Below are 13,122 nucleotides of genomic sequence, written 5' to 3'. Positions count from 1 at the left end.
TGCGTCGGTGGCGTGGGATCAGGCGGCCGATGGAGATTTCGCTCCGAGCAGGCGTCGCTTCACCAGGAGTCTTGCAACGTAGGCGATCCGCCTCGCGCCGCGGCCGATCGAGGCGAGCCCCTGACGAAGCCGCTCCACGGGCTGTAACGGTGGAGCATCGAGGTTCCGCAACTCTATGCTGCTCTCGTAGGCTGCCTGGCTGACGAGAAACGGTTGGGTCTCGGCGAAATCAATTCCATGCCGATCGTAATAGACGAGCTTGTGATCCAGTGGCCGGTCGGTGACCGACAGTGCCCTTATCAGGTCCAATGCACCCTTGCGAGTGACGGCATAGGCGGCAGACCCGAGTGCAGGCTTCAGGGGAACGACGAGCTGGGCCGTTTCGCCCTTGACAAGCGAGACGCCTGATTTGGATGTGTGCGCATAGTGAATGCCCTCGAACTTCACAATATCGCTCTTCATCAGAAAGTGCGGCAGATCGCGCCGGTAGAATTGTGGAAAGCGCTGATCGAACGTGGCGTCGTCCTCGAAAATGACCGCCATCGGCAGGTTCTTGCGCACGATGCGTTTCAGCGCGGCGATGTGCGAGAGATAGCAGCCGATCTCGCCTGCCTTCATCGGACGGCCGGCGGGAGCAAAGTGGAATTCGCGGCGGATGACGCGGCGAATGAGCGTCATCCGCTTCCTGGCATCGATCGCAGGGATTCTATCAAACGGGATTCCAAGCCGCGTCAGCGCACTCGAAATGTCCTGCCATCGCTCAACGTCCCGATCAAGATTGATGACGAAGGCCGGTATGGTAGCGTCGGTTGCCACAACTTCTCTCACATTTGATTTGCTGCTTGCTCGGGGCCAGTGGTGTTGCCGTAAATTTCGTCATTCTCCGGACACAAATTCGGCAGTCCGACCACATCATGGCCAAGCTTGACGTGTCTTATCCAAGACCAATCCCCCGTCTTCATCCATTTCGTCAATTTGAATGGGTGGTTGTCGGGAAATCCCTAGAGTGGGAGTTAACCTGTCCTACCGTTGCAAGGCTGTCAACTTGAGCGAGCCTTGCTGATGAGGATAGAAGCGTCGTCATCGAAACTGCACACGCTTAGTTAGAAGGCTCGCCGAATGGTCCTTGCCGAGATTGTTAAACGCGTTCTCCCGATACTGATGTTCCTGACAGCGGCTTCGACGACGGCGCGGTCGGCGGGATGGGAACTCGTGTTTTCGGACGAGTTCACCGGAGACAAGCTCGACCGCACCAAATGGGCCACGCGTTATCTCTACAACAACGAGACGATGGACCATTTCAACGACGAGAACCAACGCTATCGCGACGGCCACGTGGTGGCAGACGGCGTGCTCAACCTGATTGCAAAGAAGATGCCCGGATCGGCCAGCCTGTACGAGTCCGCCATGATCCGCAGTCATCGAACGTTCTACTACGGGTATTACGAAGCACGCGTGTTTCTGCCCAACGCCAAAGGGGTCTGGCCGGCGTTCTGGCTCGAGGCGGACTACGATATCGACGGCAAGACCTGGCATCCGCCGGAGATCGACATCTTCGAGTTTGTCATCAATGGTGTCGAGGACAAGGCGAATTCGTTGCACTCGAATGTGGTGGCCCCCTTCAATCCGCAGCAATATACCTATGTCGATCGATCCTTCGAGCTCAAATACCAGAACATGTATGGAAGCGAGGATCTCAATAAGGGCTGGCACACGGTCGGCTACGTGTGGGCGCCCGACAAGATATCGCTGTTCTGGGACGGCAAGCTGATCTACACGCGCAATTACCAGTGGCTGCGCAGCGACGGAAAGCTCGGACCACCGGCGCATGTCGATCTCAACTTTGCCGTCGGCGGCACAAAATGGGCGGGCCGGCACGGTATTGACGAGGCGGCGTTTCCCCAGACCTTCAAGATCGACTACCTCCGCGTTTGTCAGTATACGAACTCCGAACGCGGCGGCCGGCAATGCGGTCCGAGCGAGTTGACGCCGGATCCGAAGCAGTTTGGCTACGAGGCGCCGCTCAATGACATGGCGAAGCCGGCGTTCCTGGGCGTCAGCAAGGCGGTGGCGGGCAAGAAGCCCAACTCTGGCGTACTGGCGCTAAGCGCAAGCGACAAACTTGACGTCGAAATTCCCCTCAAGATCCCGGTAGACTATCCGTCCAACCGGACCCTTCAGTTGACCGTTTACGACAAGGCAACCTCATCCATCGTGTCGTCCGCCAATGTCAAACTTCAGGTCGAGCCTGACAAAAGACGAGCCGACGGCTCCACCATTGTGGTGGCTTCTCTGCCCGCCGTTCAGCGCCCCGGGAGCTACATATTGTTTGGCAGGCTTGCCGCCGAGGTGACAAACAGCAGCGGAGCAAAGGAGACGCTATCCAGCCCGGCGACGTGCAGTACCGACGTGGTGCAACCGGCCAAGGCGACCGTGTGCAAGCTGCTGTACCTCGATGTCCAGGCACAGTCGCATTGACGGAGCCCGGTACGGCGTCTATCGCGTTTTCTGCACGCAACCCGACGTTCTGGGGACGCTAGGCGGGCCCGGCCCCGAAGAATTCGCGTCGCAGCTTCGGCGTCAAGAGCCTCAGCGAGAGCGCAGTTTTGACGAATCGTATCGGATGGACAAGCGTCGCCTTGCTGAAGAAGGTCGCGATCAGCCTGGATGACCTGCTGTGGGCCCCCGCATGTCCGACGCGATAGATCGCGCCGAAGAAGGGGAGGGGCGACAACGGAGTTCCCGCTGCGGCCAGGTCGTGAGCGACGGAAATGTGACTCCCAAGCGTGCGCTTCATGTAGTCGTCCGCATCGTTTTCCCTGAGTCTCTCGAGATCATAGAGACGAGCATTGATGATGTGGGACGTACCGCAAAGCATGAAGAACTTTGAGATGGCGCCGAGCACTAGGTTGCCTTCGCTCCACAAGTAGCCGCGGTCTATGTACCATCCATTCTCGTCGGGATGCTCGGCCACGTAGTCGGCGAGTTTGGAACTGACAAAATCATCATCGTCGACAATCATAAAAAAGGTGGCGTTTCGTGCGGCCAGCATTCCTGCGCGCACGCGACGCCCCTTGTCGATGCGAACGAAATCCCAGAAGACCTCGACATCGTCTGCGACACCGCGTTCGTACTTTGGATTCGGCGGAAAATCGACACGTTCGACCGAAAAGCCTTTCGGCAGGGCCGGCAGGTCAGCACCGACGTTCGCCACAATGATGGCTTGCCAGCGGTCACTATTCTGACCCGAGATCGATGTTACGGTTTGCGCTAGCCGCGCCTTGAGCGCATCCCAGTTCTTGGAATTTGCCGGATGGCGAACCGGTATGATGAAGGTCAACATGGATTGTCTCGCATGGACGTCATGGGCTTTGTTGCTGCGTATCGCGCGATGGCCGCGGCAAGATTGCATGCCCAGTTGGCCTGACGGATGCATAGCACCAAGTCGGAATGAACTCTCAGCGAAAAGTTTGTGGCAAAGCTGTGAAACGGTGTGCCTCGCGCGCGTGCAGCGGATGATTATGCAACCGTGACTATCCGTGAATCGGATTCGGAACCGTCCGGTATCTGCCGTCGGGTCCGGCGCAATTTCTCTCTATCTTGGCGTGGCGGCAAATGAGACCTGGAACGGCGCTCGATCAAAGATCAACGCAGCTCTTGACGATCCAGTACTTGCGCGGCGTCGCATCCGTGATGGTGGTTTTGCATCACATCAGAAATCCCTGGCCGCATCTCTACAACCCGTTCGGAACGTTCGAGATGGGCGAGGCCGGGGTCGATATCTTTTTCATCATCAGTGGCGTGGTGATGTATGTGTCATCGCGGGTTGAGGCGCCTACGGTCTTCGTCGGATTGCGTGTTATTCGGGTCGCGCCTCTCTACTGGATCCTGACGCTTTGCGCAGCCAGCCTCCTGTTGCTGTCTGGTGCCGCCAAGCGCGGCGTTACATTCGTCAACGACGTGATCCTTTCCGCGCTGTTCGTTCCGCATCACAGCACGATCTTTTCCGGCACGATTTGGCCGGTGTTAAACCCAGGCTGGACCCTGTATTTCGAGATGTATTTCTACCTGATCTTTGCGGTGGGTCTCTTCTTTCGCAGACCGTTGCTGATTTCGCTTTGCCTGATTTCCGTGCTCGTCGTCCTCGGACACTTTGTGTCTACCGGAGAATCGATCTTTCGTACCTGCTCGCACCCTCTGCTGATGTATACCCACCCCCTGATGCTGGAGTTTGCGGCCGGCATCGTGTTGGGCTGGTTGTTCCTGAGCGGAAGGATGCCCAAAGTCTGGCTTCTTTTGCCGATAGGCTTCTTGGCGTTGTTCGCGGCTCATATGCTGCGTCTCCCGCATCTGTTTCTCCAAAATGGACTGTGCGCGGTATTGATCATGATCGGCGCGGTCGCCGCGGAGCGATCATTCAATATCCCAGACGTTCGTTGGCCGAGGCTGCTGGGGGATGCGAGTTATTCGATCTATCTTACGCACGCACTGACGCTGTTCGTGTTTCGACGGGCGTTTCTTCGTCTGCCGTTGGAAGGCATGATGCAGTTTGTATCGTTCGCAATTCTTGCCGCAGCTGCCTCGCTGCTGGTTGGATTTTTCGCCTACTTCAAGGTCGAACGTCCCATGACGCGGTGGCTGCGCTCGCGTTTCCTGACAAGTTTCGCGCCGAAACGCGGAGTTGCACTCCAGCAATTGCGCGAGGCGAGTGCGTCTGTCAGCGCGGCGCAGCCGGCGGCCGATTAACACGCCGACTTCCGTGTCCATTTCTTGAGCAAACGTCGAAGGAGAGGGCCAACCTCCTTCGCGACCAGCCAGGCCATGCGCTTCACGCGGACATGCCCCGCAATCAAGGCGGCGTGCAATAAAGGCGTCGTGAGGTCAACTTTTTGGGATCCCATCGGCCCCCCTCGGCGTTAACAGTTGGCTTTTGAACATCGGTCTCTGGCGAGTTCGTCGGTGTTGGAACCGACGAGACTTTTAGTCACCGTCGGGGACCGTCCCACAAACGTTGCCGGCTTTGCGGCCGGAGCCTTGCCCTCATTAGTGCGATCGCGTGGTCATGCGGGACGACAGGCAGATGAATATTGCGTATCTCATTCTTGCGCACAGTCATTCTGATCAGCTTTCAAGGCTTGTCCGTCAGTTGCAGTCTCCGGCTGCGGACATGTTTGTGCACATCGATGCCCGCGTGGAGATCGGTCCGTTCGTGCACGCAGTCGGTTCCGATGCGCATTTCATCGCGAACCGAATCCCGATCTACTGGGGCGACTACTCGTTGATCAGCGCTGCGCTTGTGCTCATGGAGACGGCGTTGGCGGCGCCCCGCCGCTACGATTATCTGGTGCTGATCAGCGGCGCGGACTATCCGCTGCGTTCGGCGCCCGAGATCGAGAATTTCTTCAGTGAGAACAATGGTCTTCAATTCATCGATTCAGTGGCGATGCCGTCCGCGGCGGCCGCGAAGCCGCTGTCTCGTTTGACGACCTACAAGGGCCGGCCCGGACCGCTTGGTTCGTGTGCCGGCAAAGGGCGTCGGTTGCTCGGCGGATTTGGGCTAATGCCAAAGGCACGTAACTACAAGAAGTACTTTGGTGAACTTATGCCTTGCGCCGGCAACCAGTGGTGGGCGCTGACACGCGATGCTTGCGCCTACGTCCAGAAATTTGCCGCGGACCATCCCAGGCTCATGAGATTCTATAAGAACACCCATGTCCCGGATGAAATGGTGTTCCAGACCATCCTTGCGAATTCACCGTTTCGTTCGAATATGCGGCGCAGTCTCACCTATTCGGATTGGAGCGGGGGTGGAGCAAGTCCGTCGGAGATCGGCGATCGTCACATCGCGATGTTTCGCGCCAATCCGCGGTTGCGGATAGATGGCGTCTATGGCTCCGGCGAACTGCTGTTCTGCCGCAAGGTGATGAACCCTGCCGTCTCGAATCAGCTTGCGGTCATGATCGAGCAACGGGATGGGCGTAGGTGACATGCTGCTGTCCTGTTGCTTGCATTGATGATCGCGTAAACCGTGCGAAGTTGTGATCTGCGGGGAACAGATAAGGCCGAGTCTGACATCATCGGCTACAATTTGGTCGCATTTCGGAGCTGGTTGAGGGTTGATACTTGTTCCGCACCGAAATCGTGAAGGACGGGCGTGCCTCTTGCATCTTTAGCTGTGATTGCCTGCCAATTGTCCGCTCGGTTGGCTGGCGGTGGGCAGGGCGTGTGGTCGGGGTCCGCGCGCACCGTTGATCCCGTCCTTAGGTCCGTCTGATGGCAATCGCGTTGGGCGTGGACCCGAAATTGTCCCCTAGGCCATCAGTTTCTCGAGAGCAGGTCTTTGCACTGTTCCATATGTTCGTCGTGACAGCCTGTTGGCGCGCCGGGCGCGTCATGAGCTGGGAAGAGATCTGCAAATGGTAGGTACCGAACCCGGCAAGCGCACACATGCCGCTCGAGCAATCCGGGGCGTGTTCTGGTCGGGGGTCAACTCGATCATTCCGTCGCTCGTGGGCTTTCTCGTTTTCCTCGTAACTTCGCGCTACCTCGGGCCGGGCGAGTTCGGTGTTGTGGCGCTTGCCGGCAGCTTGGTTGCCCTGCTGGGGGTGTTGTTGCCGACCGGGTTCGCCGAGGCGATCGTTCAGAGATCGTCGGTCGATGACATTCATCTCGACTCGACTTTCTGGGTAGCATCGGCCTGCGCGCTGGTCGCGTATGCCGTGCTCGTGGTTTGCAGTGGACCGTTTAGCCGAATGCTAGGCTCCGAATGGATCGCCGTGTTGCTGCCGGTCGCCGGACTCAGGCTGTTCGCGGATGCCGCCGGCATTGTTCCACAGGCCATCATCACGCGAAGAATGTCCTTTGAGCTGATCGCGGGCCGGACGCTGCTCGCCACGCTTGTGTCGGCGGCGCTGACGGTGGGTCTTCTCGTCGCCGGCTACGGCGTTTGGGCTCTCCTCACCGCGCAACTGTCCTCATCCGTGACTGCTGCGCTGGCCGCCATGTGGGGAGCGGGCTGGCGGCCGAAATTCCGGATCGGGCTGGACGCGCTCAAGTCGCTCGCGCGGTACGGTGCGTTTTCATCCGGCACTCGAGCGATGCAGGCTTTAACGACTCAAGCTGACCCCGCTATCGTGGGACTATATCTGGGGCCGCATCAAGCGGGCATCTACGCCTTTTCGCGGAACCTGTTTCTGATGATCCTCAACGTCCTGGCGACGCCGATCGGCACAGTAGCTCATCCGATGTTCTCGGCTATTCAGGAAAATGTGGATCGGGTCAGAAAGGGCTTTCTGCTCGCGACGTTTCTCTCGTCGGCGTTGTCGTTTCCGGTCTTTATCGGGTTCGCGATGGTGGCGGACCTTGCGGTTCCCGTCATATTCGGATCGCGCTGGGTCGATACGGTTGAGCCGATCCGGTTGTACTGTGGCCTCGGTATGATGGCCTGCATCGGCGTGATTCAGGGGAGCCTCATCAACAGCCGCGGGCATGCTCATTGGTGGTTTTATTACCAGCTTGCCGCCGGGATAGTCACACTGGTGATCCTGCTGCTGATGTCGAAATTCGGCGTGACCACGCTACTGACGGCCGTGCTGGTTGGAACCGTCGCCAGATGGCCGGTTGCGGTCATCAAGACGTCTCGGCTGTTGTCGGAACCGGTATCGGAATATTTGCGGGTCTTCGTCGGCCCAGCAGGCGCCTGCGTGGTCATGGTCGCGTGCATAGCAGCGACCAGATATCTTCTTCCGGAACTGCCGCCAGTATTTGCGCTTGGTGTCAACATTGCGGTTGGTGCGGCCTCGTATCTCGGGGCGATGCTCGTTATCGCCAGGGACCGTACGATGGACGTTGCGAGGCTGCTTGCTGGTTCAATTGCGTACAAGTCACAGGGCCAGCGTGGGGTTGCATCCAAGCCCGGTTGACCACACTGGTTGCGCCCCACCGCTTAATGTCCATAATGCTGTCAGACGTCAGTGACGTCATGTGTCCTCGATTTCGAACCTGATAAAGGCCCGAGCAAGTAGAATGCGCGAAGTTGCTCTAACGTTGGTCCTATGCTCTCGAAATGGAATGAGGACCGTCCGCAAATGCCTGGATCATATTCGCGCATTGGACGGAGCTGACGCGATCGAGGTTGTGCTGGTCGACAACGGGTCGACGGATGGTACCTTCACCGCCATGCAGGAGTTTTGCGGGGCCAACCCGAATCTGTGGCGCGCGATGCACGAAACGAAGCCGGGCAACTCGGCCGGCCGAAATACCGGGATCGCTGCCTCGTCCGGCGAAGTCATCCTGTTCATCGACGACGATTGTTATCCGGAGAAGGATTTTGCAACTGCCTGGAAAGCGGTATTCGCGCAGGATCCCCGCCTCGGTTTTGGATCCGGAAGAATTCTGCCGTACGACTCGCGGCAGTCGCCGCTTGGCTGTAACACCAGCACCACGACACAGATTCTCACCTCGCCCACCTTCGTCCAGAGAGGGTTTGTTCAAGGGTCCAATATGGCGTTCAGGCGCCGGTGCCTGAGCGATGCCGGCATGTTCGATGACCGCTTCGGGGCCGGGACTCCGTTTGCCGGCGAGGAATGGGAGGTCGCGGTCAGGGCGTCGTATGCCGGCTGGACCGGCGGGTACTTCCCGGAGCCAAGCGTCGCTCATGATCACGGCCGTTTCGACGACGAGGCGTTCGTTCGCGGGCACTACTACGACATCGGTGCTGGGGCAGTCTATGCCAAGCACTTGTTGACTGCGCATGCGCCTGCGACCGTTGTGGAGATCGCGCGCGACATCCGCAGGCAAATCAGAAAACGTGCCGCCGTGGGTCCGCTGTTCGGAGGAGCCGTGCAATACTACTCGACCATGCTGCGTCAGGCGCGATCATGAAACTTTACTACTATCGGAGCGCTGCACCGAACTTCGGTGACGATTTGAATAATGTGCTCATGCCAAAGGTTTTCCCGCGTTTCTTCGATGAGGACGATCTGACCCTGTTCCTCGCGATTGGGTCAGTCCTGTTCGACCATCATCCGCAGCAGTCCTTGAAAGTGGTCTTTGGCTCGGGATTTGGGCAGTACACTGCGCCCCCTCGACTCGATGATCGTTGGAAGGTCTATTGCGTGCGCGGGCCGCTGACCGCGGAAGCGTTGGGACTCGACGCGCGCCTGATCGCGGCCGATGCCGCGGTGTTGGTCAATCGCCACTTGAGGGAAGTTGTCCCGAAACGCTTCAAGTTCAGCTACATCCCGCATTGGCAGAGCCTGTTGAACGGCAACTGGCCCAAGGCTTGTGAATTGGCCAATGTCGAACTGATCGATCCGCGGTGGCCGGTTGACCGGGTCCTCGAAATGATCCAGGCATCAAACACGGTCATCACCGAGGCGATGCATGGCGCCATTGTCGCGGACGCGTTGCGGGTTCCGTGGGTGCCGGTTCTTCCGTTCCACCGATCTCACCGATTCAAATGGTCGGATTGGGCCGGCGCGCTCAGGATCGATCTCAAACCCTACGCGACCTTTCCCGCGACGTTGCACGACCTCTGGGTCTCGAAGACGGGCAGGAACGGCAACTGGATGTCGAGTGACAATGGTCTGATTCAGCTGGCTGTCGGGGCAGCCAACAACACGCTGCCTTACATCGCGGCGCGCGGACTGCGGCGGCTCAGTGAAATGGAGCCCGTGCTCAGCTCCGACTTTGCACTCGCAAAGGCCGTCTCGAAGCTCGAGGAAGCCGCCGATCAGATCCGACGGGATTTTCATCGTTGAACGAGGCGACGCCTCTCGCGGATTTTCAGAACTGGACCACCTTTACGCCATCGATATACATTCTGGCGGGAAATGCGCTGGGATCGCTCGGCTCACCCGCCGGACCGCCCACGGCAACGTCCATCAGCATGTACCACGGCCCGGCGCCGACCAGGTTCGGCATAGCACAATAGGGCTTGTCGTTGAGGTAGTAGACGATTTTCTGCTTCCCGATGAGGCAGCCGAAGCGGTTGAACCGCGAAAACAGGTCGACGCCTTCTTCAACCAGGCCAAGCGGCATCGCGGCGCCGCGGGCGTCGGGTCCCTTCTCGCCCTCCCAGTGAATGCTGGAGAATATGACATCGTCCCGATACCGCGGCGATGCGGTGATGTAGGCTTCGAGGACATCGATCTCCGGCGGCCAGCCGGGCTTGAGCGGCAACAGCCACAACGCCGGCCAACTGCCCGGTACCTTCATCAGCCTGACATTGAACTCGACATAGCTGTCGAGCGTGATGCGGTTGAAGAGGGTGCGCGATGTCACCATCGCCGAGGAAAATCTGAACGGCGTCTCTTTGCGCCAGCCCGGCGCCAGTTGGCCACCTTGCCCATCCGAAAGTCCGTCCGGGTGATGCTCGGCCTGAATGAAGCGGCAGCCGGTTGCCGGGTCTATTCCCCACACGGTCGTTTCCGGATTGAGCGAGGGGTCGGCATAGTAACCCAATTCCCTGTTGCCCTCCTGGCGGCGTCCGGTGGCAAGACGGCTTTGCCAGCACGGCGCGCCGCCGGCGGTGAATCCGTCGTCGCTGGCGAAATCGCGGCCGAGCAGACGATCGGAAAAGATCACAGAGCCACGGGAAGGCAGCGACGGCAGCGCGACATCGTCACTGACACGGGCACCGGCGATCGAGGGTTGGCTACGCGGTCGCACCTCGCCACCAGCGCGCGCACGACCGAACAGAGGATATCCAAAATCCGAAATCTGGAAGACGATCGACTTGCCCGCTTGAAGCGGGCGTACAAGACGGAGCTTCACAAATTTGACCTGCTCGCCGGGTTGAAAGATCAGAAACCCTTTGGACAGGACGAAGTCGGCGCCGGCGGTTGCCTCGCCTGGCAATATCCCGATTGTCTCGCTTCCGCTGAACGTTTCGTATTCCAGCACGATCGTATAGGTGGCCGGCGAGTTGAGCCTGACGGGCAAATCCGCCCAAAGCTCCCCGGGGCCGACCGTTGTTCCCACGACCACGATGGTGGCGTCGCCTATCAACAGCGCGGCATCAGCCGCGGCCGGCGTGTCGAAGACCGTCAGCGGGCCGATCGTCGTCAACGCAAGTCCGGCCGAGCCCTTGAGCAATGTTCTTCGCGTCGCCTGCGTCATCTCCGCTTTCTTACGCTGGAAAAATCAGGCCTGGGAAACTCACACTTGCTTGCGCTCGGCGCCATCAACGACTCTTGGTCGCCCGAAGGCGGCGCCTGGATGAGAAACCAAATGAGACGGCGGACTGCACGGCCAGGGCGACAAGGCCCAGAGGGAAGGCGAGGGCAAGCGCTCCAAATCGGCGCTTCGCGATAGCATACTGTGCAGCCGTTCGCAGTTCGGTCCGCAGTGTACGAAGCCCTTGCCAGTCGCGCCGGCGCCAGGTGGAGCTGAGCCAGCGCAGGACAAAGGTGGCGCGGGTATCGGGCCGCAGGATGTACTTGGCGTAAAAGCTGCCACGGCCGCGATCATAGGAATTGAGCAACGCCGGCACCTCCGCTTCGGCCCGGCCATGATCGTGCTGGACAGTCGGACGGGGATCGAAGCAGGCATCGAATCCCGCCCAAAGCACCGCGGTCACCGCATCGATGTCCTCGCAGGGGAAGCGCGTGCCCGCGCCGAGTTCGGGATCGATGCCCCCGATGGCCTGCAGGGCCTCGCGCCGGAACGCGAGGTTCGCACCCTGCAGCGTCCCGGCCCTGACGAAGGTTCGTTTCGGATAGAGGCGCGGCGCTTCGCTTTCCTCGATCGTGATCCTGGCGTGTTTCGGATTGTGGAGCAGAATACGGCCTCCGATTGCGCCGGCGCCGGGATGATCGGCAAACGCTGCGACCATCGCATCCACGTAGTCGGGCGCGGGGTAGCAGTCGTCATCTGTGAAGGCGACGATCGCGCCGCGTGCGTTTTGCCAGCCGAGATTGCGGGCCGCGCCCAGTCCTATCCGCTCGCCGAGGATGTACCTCGAAACCGCGTCGTCGGCGAATTCACGGTGCAGCACTTCTGCCGTATCGTCGGTCGATGCGTTGTCCACCCAGATCACCTCGTAGCGATGGTCGGTGCGCAGCGCCCGCAGCGCGCCCAGTGTCCCTGACAGGCGGCTCGCTCGATTGCGCGTGCAGATGACGATCGATACTTCGATTTCCCTGGTTGGATCAGCGACCACCATCATGTCCTGTGCTTGTCACTGGGCGGCGGGGATGAAGGCCAGTTCTGCGGAGGTAGTGATACCGGTCGGGAGCGTCGCCTACAAACTCGCATGGGTATCGTACCATCCGGGCAGCGAGCCGCGTTGGCCCGTGCAGAGCTTGTAGGCCGCCTTGAACGGCAAGGCCAAAATCGGAAACCCCGCCAGCAAGGAATCGTCGCCGAAGTACCGATAATCCCGGAATATCGACCGGTAGCGACGGACGATGCCGTCAAAGTCCAGCCAATCATCGCCGAGATCTTCGCCAAATGGACCGGAGGCGCCGCCCTCGAAAACATGCGCGACAGTTGAGCCGTCAAGCGCCCTGGCTTCGACCCGCGATCCCGGGATTCGCTGCTGCTGCACGGCCTTGAACTTCCGGTAGCCAAGCTCGCGCAGCAGGTCGAGCTGGGCCACAACCTCATCGAAGTCGACCTTGTCGGACTCGACCGAAATGTATTGAGGGCGGTTGGGCTGCTGCTTCAGTCCCTCCAATACCAACTGGTCGGCTCCCTCGACGTCGACCTTGAGGAAATAAGGCACTCCGCAGGAGCAGTAGATGTCGGCAACGTCAATGCGCGGCAGCACGATGCATTCACTCTTGTGGCCCAACTTTCCGGTGCGCTCGGCCCTGTTCTTGTTGATGGTGCTCAGCACGGAGTCCGAATTCTTGTAGAAGGTGATCGTGGGTCCTTCGGACTCCGGTGCGATGGCTCCCTCGATGATCTGCAATTGCCCGCTCGCGACTTCGTTGCGAAATCGCGCCCGGCAGTGTTGCACGAGTTCCGGGTTGGCCTCGATCCCGAGAACCTTGAAGCCCTTTTTGAGATAAAACGCCGTATCTTCGCCCTTGTGCAGGCCGACGTCGTAGATCAAGTCACCAACCATTGCGAAGCTCCTACTGGCTACAACTATTGAGCCTTCCAAATGATCGTTCC

Annotated in this window: 11 protein-coding genes; 6 read left to right on the top strand and 5 right to left on the bottom strand. The window is 59.5% G+C overall.

What is annotated here, in order from left to right; translation table 11 throughout:
• Positions 1-18: 18 nt before the first annotated feature.
• Positions 19-816: a glycosyltransferase family 25 protein gene (locus JQ553_RS32410; protein WP_212504141.1), complete on the bottom strand. Its 798-nt coding sequence runs from the start codon at positions 814-816 to the stop codon at positions 19-21.
• A gap of 396 nt (positions 817-1,212) precedes the next feature.
• Here JQ553_RS32410 and JQ553_RS32405 point away from each other — a divergent pair, with 396 nt between their 5' ends.
• Positions 1,213-2,478, top strand: coding sequence for a family 16 glycosylhydrolase (locus JQ553_RS32405; RefSeq protein ID WP_212504140.1), 1,266 nt, complete (start codon positions 1,213-1,215; stop codon positions 2,476-2,478).
• Positions 2,479-2,536: 58 nt separating this feature from the next.
• Here JQ553_RS32405 and JQ553_RS32400 read toward each other — a convergent pair whose 3' ends face one another.
• Positions 2,537-3,343, bottom strand: coding sequence for a galactosyl transferase (locus JQ553_RS32400; RefSeq protein ID WP_212504139.1), 807 nt, complete (start codon positions 3,341-3,343; stop codon positions 2,537-2,539).
• Positions 3,344-3,657: 314 nt separating this feature from the next.
• Here JQ553_RS32400 and JQ553_RS32395 point away from each other — a divergent pair, with 314 nt between their 5' ends.
• The 5 genes from JQ553_RS32395 (at position 3,658) to JQ553_RS32375 (ending at position 9,761) form a co-directional block, all read left to right on the top strand.
• Positions 3,658-4,746 (top strand): acyltransferase, encoded by a 1,089-nt coding sequence (locus JQ553_RS32395; protein WP_212504138.1) that lies wholly within the window; start codon positions 3,658-3,660, stop codon positions 4,744-4,746.
• 316 nt (positions 4,747-5,062) lie between these two features.
• Entirely contained in the window at positions 5,063-5,986 is a 924-nt protein-coding gene (locus tag JQ553_RS32390) for a beta-1,6-N-acetylglucosaminyltransferase (protein WP_312015221.1), read from the top strand.
• A 430-nt stretch (positions 5,987-6,416) separates the two neighbouring features.
• Complete coding sequence (locus JQ553_RS32385; protein ID WP_212504136.1) at positions 6,417-7,922, top strand: lipopolysaccharide biosynthesis protein; 1,506 nt, start codon at positions 6,417-6,419, stop codon at positions 7,920-7,922.
• Between the two features lie 61 nt (positions 7,923-7,983).
• Positions 7,984-8,883, top strand: coding sequence for a glycosyltransferase family 2 protein (locus tag JQ553_RS32380; RefSeq protein WP_212504135.1), 900 nt, complete (start codon positions 7,984-7,986; stop codon positions 8,881-8,883).
• A gap of 59 nt (positions 8,884-8,942) precedes the next feature.
• Positions 8,943-9,761, top strand: a complete 819-nt coding sequence (locus JQ553_RS32375; protein ID WP_212504134.1) for a polysaccharide pyruvyl transferase family protein — start codon at positions 8,943-8,945, stop codon at positions 9,759-9,761.
• Positions 9,762-9,786: 25 nt separating this feature from the next.
• Here JQ553_RS32375 and JQ553_RS32370 read toward each other — a convergent pair whose 3' ends face one another.
• The 3 genes from JQ553_RS32370 to JQ553_RS32360 all read right to left on the bottom strand — a co-directional run bounded on the left by JQ553_RS32370 (position 9,787) and on the right by JQ553_RS32360 (position 13,072).
• The gene (locus JQ553_RS32370) at positions 9,787-11,121 is read right to left on the bottom strand and encodes a family 16 glycosylhydrolase (protein WP_212504133.1); all 1,335 of its coding nucleotides are present in this window, start codon (positions 11,119-11,121) and stop codon (positions 9,787-9,789) included.
• Positions 11,122-11,185: 64 nt separating this feature from the next.
• Positions 11,186-12,163, bottom strand: coding sequence for a glycosyltransferase family 2 protein (locus tag JQ553_RS32365; RefSeq protein WP_212504132.1), 978 nt, complete (start codon positions 12,161-12,163; stop codon positions 11,186-11,188).
• An 81-nt stretch (positions 12,164-12,244) separates the two neighbouring features.
• On the bottom strand, positions 12,245-13,072 hold the full coding sequence (locus JQ553_RS32360; RefSeq protein WP_212504131.1) for an FkbM family methyltransferase: 828 nt from the start codon (positions 13,070-13,072) through the stop codon (positions 12,245-12,247).
• Positions 13,073-13,122 lie beyond the last annotated feature (50 nt).

This window comes from Bradyrhizobium lablabi, assembly GCF_018131005.1.
GTDB classification, from domain to species: Bacteria; Pseudomonadota; Alphaproteobacteria; order Rhizobiales; family Xanthobacteraceae; genus Bradyrhizobium; species Bradyrhizobium lablabi_D.
Note: the sequence above shows the minus strand (reverse complement) of the source record. Positions and strands in the feature narration are given on the sequence as shown.

Excerpts from the sequence above, each read along its gene's own strand:
- JQ553_RS32400 (WP_212504139.1), bottom strand. The coding sequence starts at position 3,343 with ATGTTGACCTTCATCATACCGGTTCGCCATCCGGCAAATTCCAAGAAC.
- JQ553_RS32385 (WP_212504136.1), top strand. The coding sequence starts at position 6,417 with ATGGTAGGTACCGAACCCGGCAAGCGCACACATGCCGCTCGAGCAATC.
- JQ553_RS32360 (WP_212504131.1), bottom strand. The coding sequence starts at position 13,072 with ATGGTTGGTGACTTGATCTACGACGTCGGCCTGCACAAGGGCGAAGAT.
- JQ553_RS32370 (WP_212504133.1), bottom strand. The coding sequence starts at position 11,121 with ATGACGCAGGCGACGCGAAGAACATTGCTCAAGGGCTCGGCCGGACTT.
- JQ553_RS32375 (WP_212504134.1), top strand. The coding sequence starts at position 8,943 with ATGCCAAAGGTTTTCCCGCGTTTCTTCGATGAGGACGATCTGACCCTG.
- JQ553_RS32390 (WP_312015221.1), top strand. The coding sequence starts at position 5,063 with ATGCGGGACGACAGGCAGATGAATATTGCGTATCTCATTCTTGCGCAC.